15 protein-coding genes are annotated in these 13,943 nt (G+C 38.6%); 9 read left to right on the plus strand and 6 right to left on the minus strand.

The window, feature by feature from the left end; all coding sequences use genetic code 11:
- Positions 1-58: 58 nt before the first annotated feature.
- From ACXAC4_RS07225 to ACXAC4_RS07240, 4 genes are all read left to right on the plus strand, one after another.
- Complete coding sequence (locus tag ACXAC4_RS07225; RefSeq protein WP_475160219.1) at positions 59-1,387, plus strand: DUF5690 family protein; 1,329 nt, start codon at positions 59-61, stop codon at positions 1,385-1,387.
- A 17-nt stretch (positions 1,388-1,404) separates the two neighbouring features.
- A complete protein-coding gene (gene phnX / locus ACXAC4_RS07230) occupies positions 1,405-2,214 on the plus strand; it encodes a phosphonoacetaldehyde hydrolase (RefSeq protein WP_475160220.1) in 810 nt (269 codons plus the stop codon).
- Positions 2,214-3,617, plus strand: coding sequence for an FAD-dependent oxidoreductase (locus ACXAC4_RS07235; protein ID WP_475160221.1), 1,404 nt, complete (start codon positions 2,214-2,216; stop codon positions 3,615-3,617). The genes phnX and ACXAC4_RS07235 overlap by 1 nt, the downstream gene beginning before the upstream one ends.
- 91 nt (positions 3,618-3,708) lie before the next feature.
- Positions 3,709-4,107 (plus strand): hypothetical protein, encoded by a 399-nt coding sequence (locus tag ACXAC4_RS07240; protein WP_475160222.1) that lies wholly within the window; start codon positions 3,709-3,711, stop codon positions 4,105-4,107.
- Here the strand turns inward: ACXAC4_RS07240 and ACXAC4_RS07245 are convergent.
- Positions 4,104-5,114, minus strand: a complete 1,011-nt coding sequence (locus ACXAC4_RS07245; RefSeq protein ID WP_475160223.1) for a substrate-binding domain-containing protein — start codon at positions 5,112-5,114, stop codon at positions 4,104-4,106. The genes ACXAC4_RS07240 and ACXAC4_RS07245 overlap by 4 nt on opposite strands.
- Positions 5,115-5,368: 254 nt before the next feature.
- On the opposite strand from ACXAC4_RS07245, the gene ACXAC4_RS07250 reads away from it, so the two are divergent.
- Positions 5,369-6,061 (plus strand): UTRA domain-containing protein, encoded by a 693-nt coding sequence (locus ACXAC4_RS07250; protein WP_475160225.1) that lies wholly within the window; start codon positions 5,369-5,371, stop codon positions 6,059-6,061.
- Positions 6,062-6,205: 144 nt separating this feature from the next.
- Here ACXAC4_RS07250 and phnW read toward each other — a convergent pair whose 3' ends face one another.
- Positions 6,206-7,300: a 2-aminoethylphosphonate--pyruvate transaminase gene (gene phnW / locus ACXAC4_RS07255; RefSeq protein ID WP_475160226.1), complete on the minus strand. Its 1,095-nt coding sequence runs from the start codon at positions 7,298-7,300 to the stop codon at positions 6,206-6,208.
- 170 nt (positions 7,301-7,470) lie between these two features.
- Here phnW and ACXAC4_RS07260 point away from each other — a divergent pair, with 170 nt between their 5' ends.
- Positions 7,471-8,211 (plus strand): type 2 periplasmic-binding domain-containing protein, encoded by a 741-nt coding sequence (locus ACXAC4_RS07260; protein WP_475160227.1) that lies wholly within the window; start codon positions 7,471-7,473, stop codon positions 8,209-8,211.
- 140 nt (positions 8,212-8,351) lie between these two features.
- Here ACXAC4_RS07260 and ACXAC4_RS07265 read toward each other — a convergent pair whose 3' ends face one another.
- The gene (locus ACXAC4_RS07265; protein WP_404389659.1) at positions 8,352-8,729 is read right to left on the minus strand and encodes a hypothetical protein; all 378 of its coding nucleotides are present in this window, start codon (positions 8,727-8,729) and stop codon (positions 8,352-8,354) included.
- Positions 8,730-9,169: 440 nt separating this feature from the next.
- Between ACXAC4_RS07265 and ACXAC4_RS07270 the strand changes: the two genes are divergently transcribed.
- Together ACXAC4_RS07270 and ACXAC4_RS07275 are read left to right on the plus strand one after the other, a co-directional pair.
- Entirely contained in the window at positions 9,170-10,213 is a 1,044-nt protein-coding gene (locus ACXAC4_RS07270; protein ID WP_475160228.1) for a flavin reductase family protein, read from the plus strand.
- Positions 10,210-11,262: a fatty acid desaturase family protein gene (locus ACXAC4_RS07275; RefSeq protein ID WP_475160229.1), complete on the plus strand. Its 1,053-nt coding sequence runs from the start codon at positions 10,210-10,212 to the stop codon at positions 11,260-11,262. The genes ACXAC4_RS07270 and ACXAC4_RS07275 overlap by 4 nt, the downstream gene beginning before the upstream one ends.
- Before the next feature lie 45 nt (positions 11,263-11,307).
- Here the strand turns inward: ACXAC4_RS07275 and ACXAC4_RS07280 are convergent, their stop codons facing one another.
- Positions 11,308-12,159, minus strand: a complete 852-nt coding sequence (locus ACXAC4_RS07280; protein WP_475160231.1) for a pirin family protein — start codon at positions 12,157-12,159, stop codon at positions 11,308-11,310.
- Between the two features lie 160 nt (positions 12,160-12,319).
- On the opposite strand from ACXAC4_RS07280, the gene ACXAC4_RS07285 reads away from it, so the two are divergent.
- Positions 12,320-12,922 (plus strand): FMN-dependent NADH-azoreductase, encoded by a 603-nt coding sequence (locus tag ACXAC4_RS07285; protein ID WP_475160233.1) that lies wholly within the window; start codon positions 12,320-12,322, stop codon positions 12,920-12,922.
- Between the two features lie 45 nt (positions 12,923-12,967).
- On the opposite strand, the gene ACXAC4_RS07290 is transcribed toward ACXAC4_RS07285, so the two are convergent.
- Positions 12,968-13,438, minus strand: a complete 471-nt coding sequence (locus ACXAC4_RS07290; RefSeq protein ID WP_475160234.1) for a hypothetical protein — start codon at positions 13,436-13,438, stop codon at positions 12,968-12,970.
- A 115-nt stretch (positions 13,439-13,553) separates the two neighbouring features.
- A complete protein-coding gene (locus tag ACXAC4_RS07295) occupies positions 13,554-13,883 on the minus strand; it encodes a DMT family transporter (RefSeq protein WP_475160236.1) in 330 nt (109 codons plus the stop codon).
- Positions 13,884-13,943: the final 60 nt, after the last annotated feature.

Raw genomic sequence — 13,943 nt, forward strand, 5'->3', positions numbered from 1 at the left:
TATTTCTTAGCTGTTTTGCGAGGTCAGAAACTGGCCTCGTAATTTTCAAGGTTTTTTTATGAACTCTTTATCGCTTTGGGAAGTGCCACCAAAATGGTTAAGGCCAGCTCAAGGGCTCGCTTTTGTTGCTTTTGCTGCCTGTAGTGCGTTTATGACGTATTTCTGTATGTATGCATTTCGAAAGCCCTTTTCGGTTAATAGTTATACCGAGCTGGATCAAGACCACTGGCTCGTCAGTTTCAAAATAGCTTTGATTTTATCGCAAGTATTTGGCTACTTAGTGGCTAAATTTATCGGTGTAAAAGTCATTGCTGAGATGCAGAATGCAAACCGAGCAAAAACCATTCTATGGATGATAGTGAGTGCCGAGCTTTCATTGATCTTATTTGCTATCTCTCCTTCACCACTCAATGTTATTTGGTTATTTTTTAATGGATTATCGCTTGGCATGATCTGGGGTCTGGTTTTTAGCTACCTAGAAGGACGTAAAACCACCGAGTTACTTGGTGCAGTGTTAAGTGTGACGTTTATTCTTGCCTCGGGCTTAGTTCGTACTGTGGGTAAATGGCTTATGGTTGAAATACAGGTATCAGAAATGTGGATGCCCGCAGTGACCGGCGCCATTTTCTTACCTCTTTTGGTTATCTCTGTGTTGTGTTTGAACAGTTTACCAGCGCCTACAGCATCAGATGAGCAAGCCAGACAAAAAAGAGCTCCAATGAACGGCACTCAAAGGTGGGCGTTTTTTAAAGAGTACGGGGTTGGGATCACCTTACTGATACTAAGTTTTTTACTCTTTACTGGGTTTCGAGATTTTAGAGATAATTTTTCTTCTGAAATTTGGCATGCACTTGGGTATGGGCAAGAGCCTGCCATTTTTGCTTATGCAGGCGTTCGAGTCGCTTTAATTGTCTTAATTGCGTTAGCTGCTTTGGTTTTGATTAAAGATAACCGTATCGCATTTTTTGCCAATCACGGTTTTATCTTACTGGGCACGGCTTTACTGGCAACAAGCACATGGGCGTTTGAGCAGAGTATGCTGGATGCTAAAGCCTGGATGGTACTACTTGGCGCAGGGCTTTATATTAGTTACATCCCCTATAATTGCTTTCTATTTGACCGAATGATCTCAGCAGTTGGCTCAACTGCAAATGCTGGATTTTTGCTTTATCTCGCAGACTCAGCAGGTTATGTCGGCTCAGTTGGCATTTTACTCTACAAAACTTTTGCATCACCAGAATTAAGCTGGTTGAACTTTTTCATTATGGCTTGTTACTGGGTAGCGGCAATTGCCAGTGTGCTGGTGGCCAGCTCCTTGCTGTATTTCAGTTTCAAACTCAAACCTTTTAGGCCTGGTTACTCTCTACAACCAGCACATCAAAACTAACAAACAGGAACATCAAAATGAAACATATTGAAGCGCTAATTTTAGATTGGGCGGGCACCGTTGTGGATTATGGCTCAATCGCACCCACGCGTATTTTTGTTGAGGCTTTTAAGCAAGGGTTTGATTTTGAGATTAGTCTTGAAGAAGCTCGTGGCCCAATGGGAATGGGGAAGTGGGACCATATTCATACACTGTTAAATACAGGTTCAATTCGAGTACGTTGGCAAAACCAATTCGGTCGTTTACCTAATAAAGAAGATGTCGACCATATTTACAATACATTTATGCCTTTACAGCAGGCTAAGGTAGCTGATCGTGCTGCACCAATCGAAGGCGTTTTATCGGTGATACATAGATTGCAATCTGATAACGTCAAAATAGGCAGTTGCTCAGGGTATCCAAAACCTGTGATGGATGTCTTGGTGCCTGCTGCGGCAGAATATGGTTATAAACCTGATTGTGTGGTTGCAAGTGATGAGTGCGAAGCTGGCTCTCGTCCTGGGCCTTGGATGGCATTAGAAAATGTGCAAAGACTGGGTATTTCTCGAGTAAGTGCCTGCGTAAAGGTAGATGATTCAATACATGGTATTAGTGAAGGGTTAAATGCAGGGATGTGGACAGTAGGCATAGCCGTTACAGGTAATGCCATTGGCTTGAGCGAGCAGGAATGGGCAAATGAGAGTGAAGCAACACAGGCGTCGCTTACTCGTAAAGCTTATGCGCAATTGGCTTCGGCGGGTGCCCATTATGTTATTGATTCGCTCGCTGATATTGAGCCGGTTTTACATGCGATAGAAGCAAGAATAGCAAGAGGAGAAAGACCTTAATGCGCTATGTGCCTTTTTGGTTTGATGAGGCGATAACTGAGGCAGATGAAAAATCTGCCTCACACTTGGCTCATAATATAACCACAGATGTATGTATTATTGGTGGAGGTTTTACAGGGCTTTGGACAGCAATTAATTTGAAACTAACAAAGCCTGAACTTGATGTTGTGATTATTGAAAAGTACTTATGCGGACAAGGTGCTTCAGGCAGAAATGGTGGTGCTATGCTCACCTGGTCTACAAAGTTTGGCAGCTTAATTAAGCAAGTCGGTTTAGAGCGGGCGATGAATTTGGTCAAAGCCTCCGAACAAGCAGTACATGACATTAAAGCATTCACTGAAAAATATGCCATTGACTGTGATTGTCGAGTCGATGGTACGTTTTACACGGCATCGAACGCCTCACAGCACAATGCCTTTAAACCTGTGCTCGATTTACTTGCTACACATCAACTCAATGCTTGGCAAAGTGTTACACAAGATCAGCTAGAAATGACAGGCTCAAAAGCGAATTTATCTGCAATTTTTTCGCCTCATGCTGGTAGTGTTCAGCCTGCCAAATTAGTCCGAGGTTTATTTAGAGTGGCCAAGCAACTTGGTGTGAAAGTATATGAACGGACAAAGTATATTCACTATCAGGGTGATGAAACTTTAAATATAAAAACCGACCGAGGCATGATCAAAGCCAATAAAATGGTGTTTGCAGTGAATGCTTGGCTCCCTAAGATTGAGCCACAATTTACACGTTCTGTGGTGTTAGTTTCAAGTGATATGGTTATCAGCAAAGCCAATCCAGAAGCCATTAAAGCTATGGGGCTGAACCATGGTGCTCCGATTATAGATAGCCGAATTTTCGTAAATTATTATCGAACCACGCCATCAGGCAGACTAATGCTTGGCAAAGGCGGCAACTATTTTAGCTATGCAAATCATGTATCAAAGAGGTTTGATCAGCCGAGTAGATATTTAGAAATGATGAAGCATTACTGGCACTATTTTTTTAATCATAGCGGCTTAGAAATCGAAAGAAGTTGGACAGGGCCGTCTGATAGAAGTGTCAGTGGGCTGCCTTTTTTTGGGCAATTAAACACTCAGGGAAACATTTACTATGGCAGCGGATACTCAGGTAATGGCGTCGTGCAGAGCTACCTTGGAGGTAAAATTTTGGCGAGTTTAATTTTGAACAAAGCAGATAAGTGGCGAGATTGTGGCTTAGTTAATCAGCCTATTGCACAATTTCCTGTTGAACCAGTGAGAACTTTAGGGGCATATATGGTGCGAAATGCCATTCGCCGTAAGGAACATGCAGAAGATTTAAATATAAAAGTGGCACCTTGGGACAGTTATCTAAGTAAACTCAGTGGTTCAGCTGCTAAAGTAGATATCTCACTGAACAAGTGTTAACCCATTGTATTTCTCATTTAAAAAGGTAAGTTAAGAGGGGGTTCATATTTCATTGGTTATAAAAGTCATTTGATTTGAGGTGCATTAGGGTATGTATAAATACGCTTTTTCAATATTATTGCTTGTTGTGTGCTTTGGTTTAGCTGCAAAAAATGATGTGTTGTCTTTGGATAGAATTGATGTCAGCCAAGTTAAGTTTGCTTTTGAAAACGACGATAATGTGTATCCAGATGAGAGTGAATTTGCCATCGACCATTTTGTTTTAATGAGCAATGACAATGGAGAGCGATGGGGAATTTTAACCATTACCAACCAGTCGAGCGGTCGCAGAGAATTACAAGCAAAACACATCATGGCGTTGTTTGCGGACGGCTCTAGGTATTCTCCAGTAAACTTTAAACAACAATTCAATGGCAATGAGACACAGTCTATTACTTTGAATTTTGGCGAAAACAAGTTTCCGATCTTATCCGTTTACACGAGAAATTAATAATTGATTGTGCAGGTTTCAAAGTTAGATTGGTCGCAAAGGTGATAATCTAAGTAATATTTATCTAGCTTTGGTTTAACGCCCTGCGTGAGGTAGTTGTACATTAGCTCGGCGCTTTTCCTGCCCATCTCAAAAGGCTTTTGGCCTAGATTCACAGTTGATAGACCGTGCTTAAGGGCATCAAGTTGAATTTGCTCTGTATCAGCTGAGATCATCACAAAGTTACCGTCGGCTATTTTGCCTTTTGCTGCTTTCATCGTCTCTATATAGCCAGGGTTAAACTGAGCAAATCCTGCCACAGCCAAGAATATTGGCGGATTTTTTAGAGAAGAAAAGCGCTTTATTTGTTCTAACGAAGCATGTCTTTTCCCCATAGTATACAGCGGGCACCGAGGATGTTCTACCCAACCACTGTCGCCAGACAAACGCTTTTTACTTTGACCAGATAAGGCATGGCGCACCCCTGCAAGGCGGGCATTCAGATTTGGGGTAGTTTGATGCCCCGACTGTAGACAAATGCTTTGTTTTTCAGCTGTTTTGTATTTTTTTGCTAATTCACCTAAGGCGACACCAAAATCAAAATTATTCGTGCCTATGTAAGCAAGCCTATATTGATGATGTTTGGGCAATAAGTCAGAGTCGAATGTGATAACTGGAATATTTTTCTTCATTAAGTCTTTGAGGGCATGCGTCACTAAATATTTAGAGTCAGTGGTTGAGACTAAAAAAGCATCGACGCTTTTCTCTGCCAATTCACTAATCACTAAAGATTGAGTTCTTACATCTTGATAATCATCAGCGCCATCATAAATGCATTTAAGATTATTAACCTTGCTGGCAAAATTTAGGCAGCCTTTAAATGATTGTTCGTAAAATGAATCATTTTTGGTTTTACCTATAACTGCAATTGTGAATTGCTCGTTTGCATAAGCTTGGTTCAACGTACAACAAAACAAACTGAAAACACAGGTAGATAGGCAAATAAATTGACGAAAAGAAAATTCCATTTATCAAACTTCAATGATGTAAAAATGACGATACTTGAATAAGTATACATAATAAAATCACAAAACTATTAAAGTGAAAAATATTTATGTAAGCTAATGTTTCTTAATTGTTTCACGTTAAGATGTCAGTTTATTTCTTAGAACTTAGACAACGAATTCGCTTAATTCAAATTAACACCTAATTCTGTTTGTCATAAAACTGCAGTAAGCTAGCAGTGTTCAGTTAATTAAATGGTTAGTTAAATAAGTTGCTTATGTTGTTGTATCAAGTTATCCGCAATCATATTCAAAATTTGGTCAATGAGGGGCGTTTAAAAGCCGGTTCTAAACTCCCTTCTGAGCGAAGTTTGCAAGAGCAGTTCAACTCAACGAGGATCACTGTAAGAGAAGCGCTAGCCAGGTTAGAATCTGAAGGTGTGATCTACAGTCAAAAACGCAGAGGGTGGTTTGTTACCCCTGAAAAGCTAAAATGGCAACCAGCACGCAAAGTGAATTTTAACGCTTTATCTGAATCTCAAGGATTTACACCCTCCACCAAAGTCATCGAACTGATGGCCCCTTCCAATGATCACAGCATTGCATTTACTCACTTTGATGATAAGCCAATTTACAAACTGACCCGAGCTCGATATTTAGATGGCAGAGGTGTGCTAGTTGAAGAGATTCACTGTCTTGCAGCGCGTTTCAACCTTCTCGAAAAGCAAGTCTTAAATGGCTCAATTACTGATGTTATGAAACAACAGTATCAGGTTGATGTTTCTCATGAGCAGTGCAACATTAGTGTCACTGTGCTACCAGACTATGCAGCTGAATTACTTGAAAAAAATAGTGGTACGCCTTGCTTAAAAGTGCAAAGAGCGCGTTATGACTGCGAAGATAACTTGGTCGACTTTAACATTGAATTTTGGCTACATGATTGTATTGAAATGGTAGTGGAAGGATATTAATGGCATCACTTAAATTTTGCAAAGAACTTATCAACCCATTTCAGACTAGAAATTCGAATGATGAAAAAAGCAAAAGCGACTGGTAAATTATAAATAGGCTTTTGCTTTACTTTCCGGGAAACTGTTCATTTAAAGATAGTAAGGCTACCAGTATTTCGCTTCATAAACGGCTTGAAGTAAGCTTTCTATGTCTTTCTGATACACTTCACCAATATTTCCTACTCTAAAGCAGTCAGCGTCTGAAACTTTTCCAGGATAGATGACATAGCCAAGCGACTTTAGTTTGTCATAAAATAGTTTAAAGTCATATTCAGGTTCGTTTGGTGAATAAAACGAGGTAATTATTGGTGAATGCAACGGATCGGGCAAAAGTGTCTCAAAGCCAAGCTCTCTCATACCGCTGACAAGTAAAGACTGGTTTGATTTATAGCGGTTATACCTTGTATCAATACCACCTTCTTGTTCCAGTTCAATCAATGCCTGTGCAAATGCTCTCACTACATGCGTAGGTGAAGTAAAGCGCCATTTACCACTATTCTGTTCCATAGTTTGCCATTGATCATACAGATCTAGAGATAGAGAGTGTGCATTACCTTGGCTCTGTGAAATCAAGGAGTGATTGCAGATCACAAAACCAAAGCCAGGAACACCTTGAATGCACTTATTCGAAGAGCTAATTAAAACATCAATACCTAGCTTTATCATATCGATGGGTATTCCACCAAAACTACTCATTGCATCTAAAATAAACGTTTTTTTGTAACGATTTACAAGCTCTGCCACTGCTTCTAGTGGGTTAAGCATGCCAGTAGTCGTTTCGCAATGAACCATGGCAACATGACTGATGTGCGGGTTATCTTTAAGCGTTTGCTCAATTTTGACAACGTCAGGATAGTGCGTCTCTGCAAAATCTAGACTAATGACATTGATGTTGAGATAGTCTGAGATTTGTTTAATGCGCGCCCCATAAGCACCGTTATTTATAACAAGTATGGTGTCTCTTTTTGAGATAAAAGTACCCAGGGCCGCTTCAACAGAAGCGGTGCCACTGCCTTGCATTAAAGTGGCAGTTAATAGTTCAGCGCTGCCGGCAAGCGAGCATAATTGGGTTCTAATCTTTTCTACAATCCCAATGTTGTAATCGTCATCCCAAGTGCACCAATCTTGTAACATGGCTTCTTTCACTGTTTTAGATGTACTGAGAGGGCCGGGGGTCAGTAATAAATAGTTATGTTTCATAAAAACTCCATCTGGTCTATACCAGTGATTAGAGCACATGTTTTATGATGTTTTGATGATGTAATTGTGACAGTTTGCAATGCACTGATTTAAATTAATGGATTAAAAATACCTGTTCATTGTGAAATATAAGGCTAAAATTATGGTAATTGTTAAAGTCTATAAATCATATGTTTCAACGTTTTTTGTATTTAATCAGTTTGATTGCTTGCGTAACTGCTCAGGCAACAACACTCAAGTTTTGCTATGAGAGTAAAGAGCTTTTGCCTCATTATCGTGGTGAAGGTGTTTTAACGCCAAGTGAAAAACCAGGTGCAGCAATTGAGATTATGCAAAAGCTTGATGAAATGCTCTCAAATGTACACATTGAATTTGTTCGTGAGCCATGGAAGCGTTGTTTAAACGATTTAAAGTTAGGTAAAGTTGATGCATTGATTGCAAGGCACTCAGAAAGCAGAGAGGCGTTTGCCAAGTACCCTAAAACCACAAAAAATGAGCTCGATAATCAACGAGCAATTTCAAGTACTGCAACTTGCTTTATACATAAAAAGAATGTGCCCTTAAAATGGAATGGTCATGAATTATTCGTAGAGTTGCCGCAAGGTATTTCTGTGCCAAGAGGTTACTCACTTGTTGAAGATTTGAAAAAAAAAGGTTTTCAAATCTACGAAACCGTGTCGGTTAAGCAAGCCCACGAGTTACTTTTTAATGGTCGAGTAGGTATTTCTCTGAGTGATTGCCAACATAAAAACCTACCAGTAAACTTTTTCGAAAACAAAAGCCCGATTGTAGAAAATTATGGTTATTTAGTTTTAAGCCATCAGTTTTACGCGCTATATCCACGTCTCTCTGAAGAGTTGTGGAACCAGCTAATGAAAATAGATGATAAAGTTTTCTACGATAAATACTAATACCAACCCTCATTAATACTTAATCATTTTGAGGGACTAAAACTGACGCTAGTTTCGTTAAAAATTTCTTACTTAGAACAACTAAATAGCAAAATTTTAGCCTTGCTATCGACAATTTTTCTTGCCTCAAAATAGATCACTTAATTAAAAGGATTGGTATGAAAGTATCTCAATTGGTCTTGTCTCACCAAATGAGCAAGTTTACAAATAGTGATGTATTCACTGTCATCTAAGATAACTGGTGATTCTTCTATTAGTTGAAATTTAAAGTTTTTTCTATTTTTATTGCATTCAATCCAAAATTCTTGCGTGCCATCATCATAAATGAATATGGTCTGTTTGTTGGTAACATTGATTTTTTCTATGTGGTTGTCGACCATATACTTTATTGATGCGTGAATAAAATCAACGCTCTTTAAGAACTTTTGAGGGTCTTTACGGTATAACTGTTTTTGATGCTCATCTAGCGAGTTTTCTGGGGGAATTGGTAGATTTAAAGTTTCTTTTTCTAGGTACATGTATCGCTCCAAATAGAGTCAATTAGTACGTTTTAAAGAGGTGTTTGGATTGCTAAAAGATATAATTTTTATAATCCGACCTTTGCTTAACAAAGAAAGATTTTCCTTAACTTCTCGTATAGAGCTTCAATTTATTTGATTTATCATCTTTTAATTAAATCATTCTTCATAAGGCTTTAAAGTTTCAAATTCAACTTAACTAAGACTCAGAAAACTTTCTATCTTCCAAAATCTACATATTAATTCTGAAATCAAATTTAAGAAGATTTTACGAGATCTAGCTCTGATAAAGAGCTTGAAGAATTAAAGAGTTGTTGATGAAAATAGACAAACTAATTCGGTATTCTAGAGTAATTAACCAAAAAATTTGCATTTAAAAATTTTGAGCTTACACTTGTGCGCTCAATGGGCGTACACGTGTAAGCTAAAATGGTTTTGACATGCAAAATATCTTACGATTTATTTCAAACAATTTATTTCATCACAGAGACTTATCAGGTTATTTCGAACCAGTGATACAAGTAATTAAGCCTGCTTGGAGAAGCGGTTTTTTTCGGGCACAGGTTAAAGGTATTCGAGTACTTGGCGAAAATGCACTTAAAATAACCCTAAAACCAGAGAGAAAATGGCCAATTCACACAGCTGGCCAGCATATTTCTTTGACAATAGTGCAACAAGGTCGGCTGATTTCTCGAGTATTCACCATCGCGTCTGGCGCGAAAAAATTAAAAGAAACGGGCTTATTTGATTTGGTGATCCGCACTCATGATAAGGGTAACTTTACTCCGTATCTTGGCGAGTTAGCTATGAATAGTTGGGTCAATATTTCAAACCCAATGGGTGAATTCATATTTGATGAGCAAAGCAATCATACGACACTTTTAGCAGGCGGCTCTGGTATTACCCCATTCATTGCAATGTTGAATGACTTACAGACAAACATGCACCAACACGTCCATTTATTGTATTACGCGAAGCCTAATTCGCATTTACTGGTGGATGTATTAGAGAAACTTTTAACCAGACTCCCTAATTTTAGTTTTGAACTACTTAATCGTAATGAACACGGCTCATTTTCCAAGTTTGTTTCAATAGAACACACAGACGAGCTCCTCGTTTGTGGGCCAGAAGCAATGTACGTTGAAGCTGAGGAATTCTGTAAGTCACGTCAAATACCCATCAGAGCAGAACACTTTCAAGCAATTAAGCCAACTAAACCCTTAAATAAAGCTGCAAGATTCACAGTAAAACTCAATCATGGTGACTTAGAAATCAGTAACCGAGATTCATTATTAAGTGAATTTCAATCACACAATAAACCTGTGATGTATGGCTGTGGTATGGGTATTTGCCATCAATGTCAGTGTGTGAAAAAGAAGGGTATTGTAAAAGATATGCGTGATGGACGCTTATCAGATAACAGCGAAGAGCTGATCCAATTGTGTGTTTCTCAAGCCGTGACAGATTTGGAGTTAGAACTATGAGACAAGTAAATTTTGAACAGTTAGCTTTGCAACTTGATGAAGTTAAACAACAAGCTCAGGCGAAAGTGGGACAAGATGATGCTAATTACATTCGTAAAGTCATTGTTTGGCAGAGAGTATTTGAGTGGAGCGGCAGAATTTTATTGATATTAGGATTCTGGCAGCCATTACTGTGGGTCGTGGGTGTCATAAGTCTTGCGGTCGGCAAGATCTTAGACAACATGGAAATTGGTCATAACGTAATGCATGGTCAATATGATTGGATGAACGACAAGTTCATTAATTCTCGTGCCTATGAATGGGATATTGCCTGTGATGGCAGAAGTTGGAACAGGGTACATAACTACGAACATCACACTTATACCAATATTATCGGTAAAGACAGAGATTTTGGTTATGGCCTTTTGAGGTTATCGAATGACTTTAGGTGGCGAGTGAAAAACCTTTGGCAGTTTATTACTTATATTTTATTGAGTGTACTTTTTCAGTGGGGGGTGTCATATCATGAGATGGCAGCTGAGCGGGTTTTCTTTGGTAAAAAGAAAGACAACCGAGATAACAAAGTATCACACACAGAACTAAAAAAACGTTTCTTCAGTAAAGGGGCTAAGCAACTGGTTAAAGATTATGTCATTTTCCCAATTCTAGCAGGGCCGCTCTTTCTATGGGTTTTTTGTGGTAACTTAATAGCAAATTTATTAAGAAACTTATGGACTTCAACCATTATTTTTTGCGGGCATTTTACGGAGCATGTTCATACTTTCACCGAAGACGAGTGTAAAAACGAAAGCAAAGGGCAGTGGTATTACCGTCAAGCATTGGGCTCATCAAACCTCAAAGGCCGCACATGGTTTCACATCTTAACAGGGCATTTAAGTTTTCAGATTGAACACCATTTGTTTCCAGACTTACCGGCGAAGCGTTACCCAGAAATAGCCCCGAAAGTACAACAAATCTTTCAGCAGCACGGTATTCACTACAATACGGGCGGATTTTGGCGACAATATGGTTCTGTCTTAAAACGTATTATTCGATATTCATTCCCTTAGAACAGCAACTCCCTCAGTTAAAATTTGGCTGAGGGAGATTTATGTTTAATACTCCACACGCTCCAGGTTATCAGATGGAATCTCTGGAAATTTACCATCTTTCCAGTTTTGTTTTGCTTGTTCTATTTTTTCTTTACTAAACGATACAAAGTTCCAATGAATGTAAGGCACATGCTGCCATTTCTCTCCACCCAGTAAAATAACACGGCTGTTTTTAGAAAACTCAATCGTTGTTTCTGTATCATTTAATAATACAAGTTCATAGGGTGAGATAGTTTCTTCGTTGACAGTGACTTGACCATATAAAACATAGAGTGCGGTTTCAAAGTCTGGATTGGGTACGTCAATTGTTTTACTTTGAGCACCAATTACATCTAGATAAAACATTTCTGTATAAGTTTTAATTGGTGAGCTTAAGCCATATGCATCACCTGCTATGAGGCGAGTCATAACACCATCTTTAACTATTTGCGGCAGGGCTTCTCGCTTCACATGCGTAAATGAAGGCGCAATATCTTCATGCTGTGCGGGTAAGGCAATCCAAGATTGCAAGCCGTTTAGACCATGGTCGCTTGCTCTTGTTTCGACGCTTTCTCTCTCAGAGTGGGTAATACCTGTGCCAGCTGTCATCCAATTTACATCACCCGGTGCGATTTCTAAGTTATTACCCAATGAATCTCTATGTAAAATTTTACCTTCAACTAAATAAGTCAAAGTAGAAAGGCCGATGTGTGGATGCGGTTTAACATCAATTCCCTCACCTTGAGAAAATGAAGTCGGGCCCATGTGGTCGAAAAATATAAATGGTCCAACCATGCGCTTTTTCATGTGGGGAAGTAAACGTTTTACGTTTAGGCCACCAATATCATGTTCTGTTGCGGATAATTTTAATGCCATAAGTAACTCAAATCAGGTGATTAACTATTTACAGCATAGATGCAAAATACCATTTCAATCTATTCAAAAATTTTGATTAGAGTGTTCAAAATTTATAGCTGTTTAACTTTTGCTGCCCAACATAGACTGGAGTTATTGAAATAACCACAGGTGAATATAAATGAAAAATGTTCTACTAATTAACACATCAATTAATCATGACGCTGGCAATTCTTATATCTTGAGTAATAACTTTGTCGACAGATTATCAAATAAGTTTGAGTTAACAGTTACACATCGCGACCTAGTTAAAGAGCCTTTGGAACACTTAGAACAAACAGAAATGCTTGCTTGGATGACGCCTGAAGCGCAGAGAAGTGGTGAACAAAAATCACTGGTTGATTTATCTGATAATTTGATAAAAGAAGTACAACAAAGCGATATACTGGTTATTGGCTTACCTATGTATAACTTTGGTGTGCCTTCACAGTTTAAAGCTTGGATGGATAGGATTGCTAGAGCGGGTGTGACGTTTAAATACACAGAACAAGGCCCTGTTGGCCTGATAGCAAATAAAAAAGTGGTAGTGATAGCTGCTCGTGGCGGAATTTATGCAGGGACTGATAATGACTCACAAACTACACATGTTAAATCGTTTTTTGCGCTTTTAGGGATTACAGACGTTGAGTTCATTTATGCTGAGGGTTTGAATATGCCTAGTAAAGAACTCAGCATTGCAAATGCAAAAGATAAAATGGAAGCTGTCTTATCTAGCATGGCCTAAACTGAACGATAGCTGCGAAATTCACTCACAGCTATCGTATTTGAATTAATGAGCAAGTTTCGTATCAGCTTGTGGATTTGCAAGAGCAACAATGATTTTGAATAACAAGAACATCGCATAAAGATTAATAGGATAGTTAACTAATACTTCAGTCCAAAAAACCACCTGTGGGCTATGAATTAAGTTAGTGATTTGGTCAAATATCTCAATGAAAAGGCCTAGAGCCAGTAAAATAAACCCATAATATTCACATAAATGAGTCGTTTCAGTCGCTTCTACTTCATGGCCTGCGATCCAGTTTTGTAAAATATGTCTGCCTTCTAAAAGTACTCCGAATCCGACCAGCAAGATCGCGATACCTTCTTCATCTTCTTTTAGCTGGGCCAAAGTTTCATGGCTAAGTTCGGAAAACATGAGTTCGAGTTCATGGACCATCAACGTACCAATGATGCCAGTAACAACAAGGCTGATAGAAAGCAAAAACAGTCTATTTGCGAGTAGCTTAGTAAATAACATAACATTTTCCAAATTCGAAGATTATCAATAAACTAACTGAAAAATGTGAAGAGATTATGGTTGCGCTAAAAAGACATAACGAAGAAACTAAACTGAGTGATGAAACAACTTTTATTCAGTGAGTCATATTTTTAGAAAAGATATTGATGATAAAAACACCTAAAATGATCAATGCCATACCTAATAAAGTAGGAATATTAGGCATTTGTTTAAAGAAGATACTTCCCAAAGCTGTAACAAGGACAATGCCTGCCCCAGACCAAACTGCATATGCAACGCCAACAGGCACTTCCTTTACAACTAAAGACAGGCAATAAAAAGCAACACAATAGGCAATAACACAAATAGCGCTTGCAATAAGATTGTTAAAACCATCTGATACTTTTAGAGCCAGTGTGCCGATAACTTCTGAAACAATAGCAATACTTAAATATAACCAAGCCATATGAAGTCCAGTTTAAAAAATCAGAATTTTACAATGTATTCGCATGCTTCAATAACGAAA

Source organism: Pseudoalteromonas sp. AWM4_233, assembly GCF_056158285.1.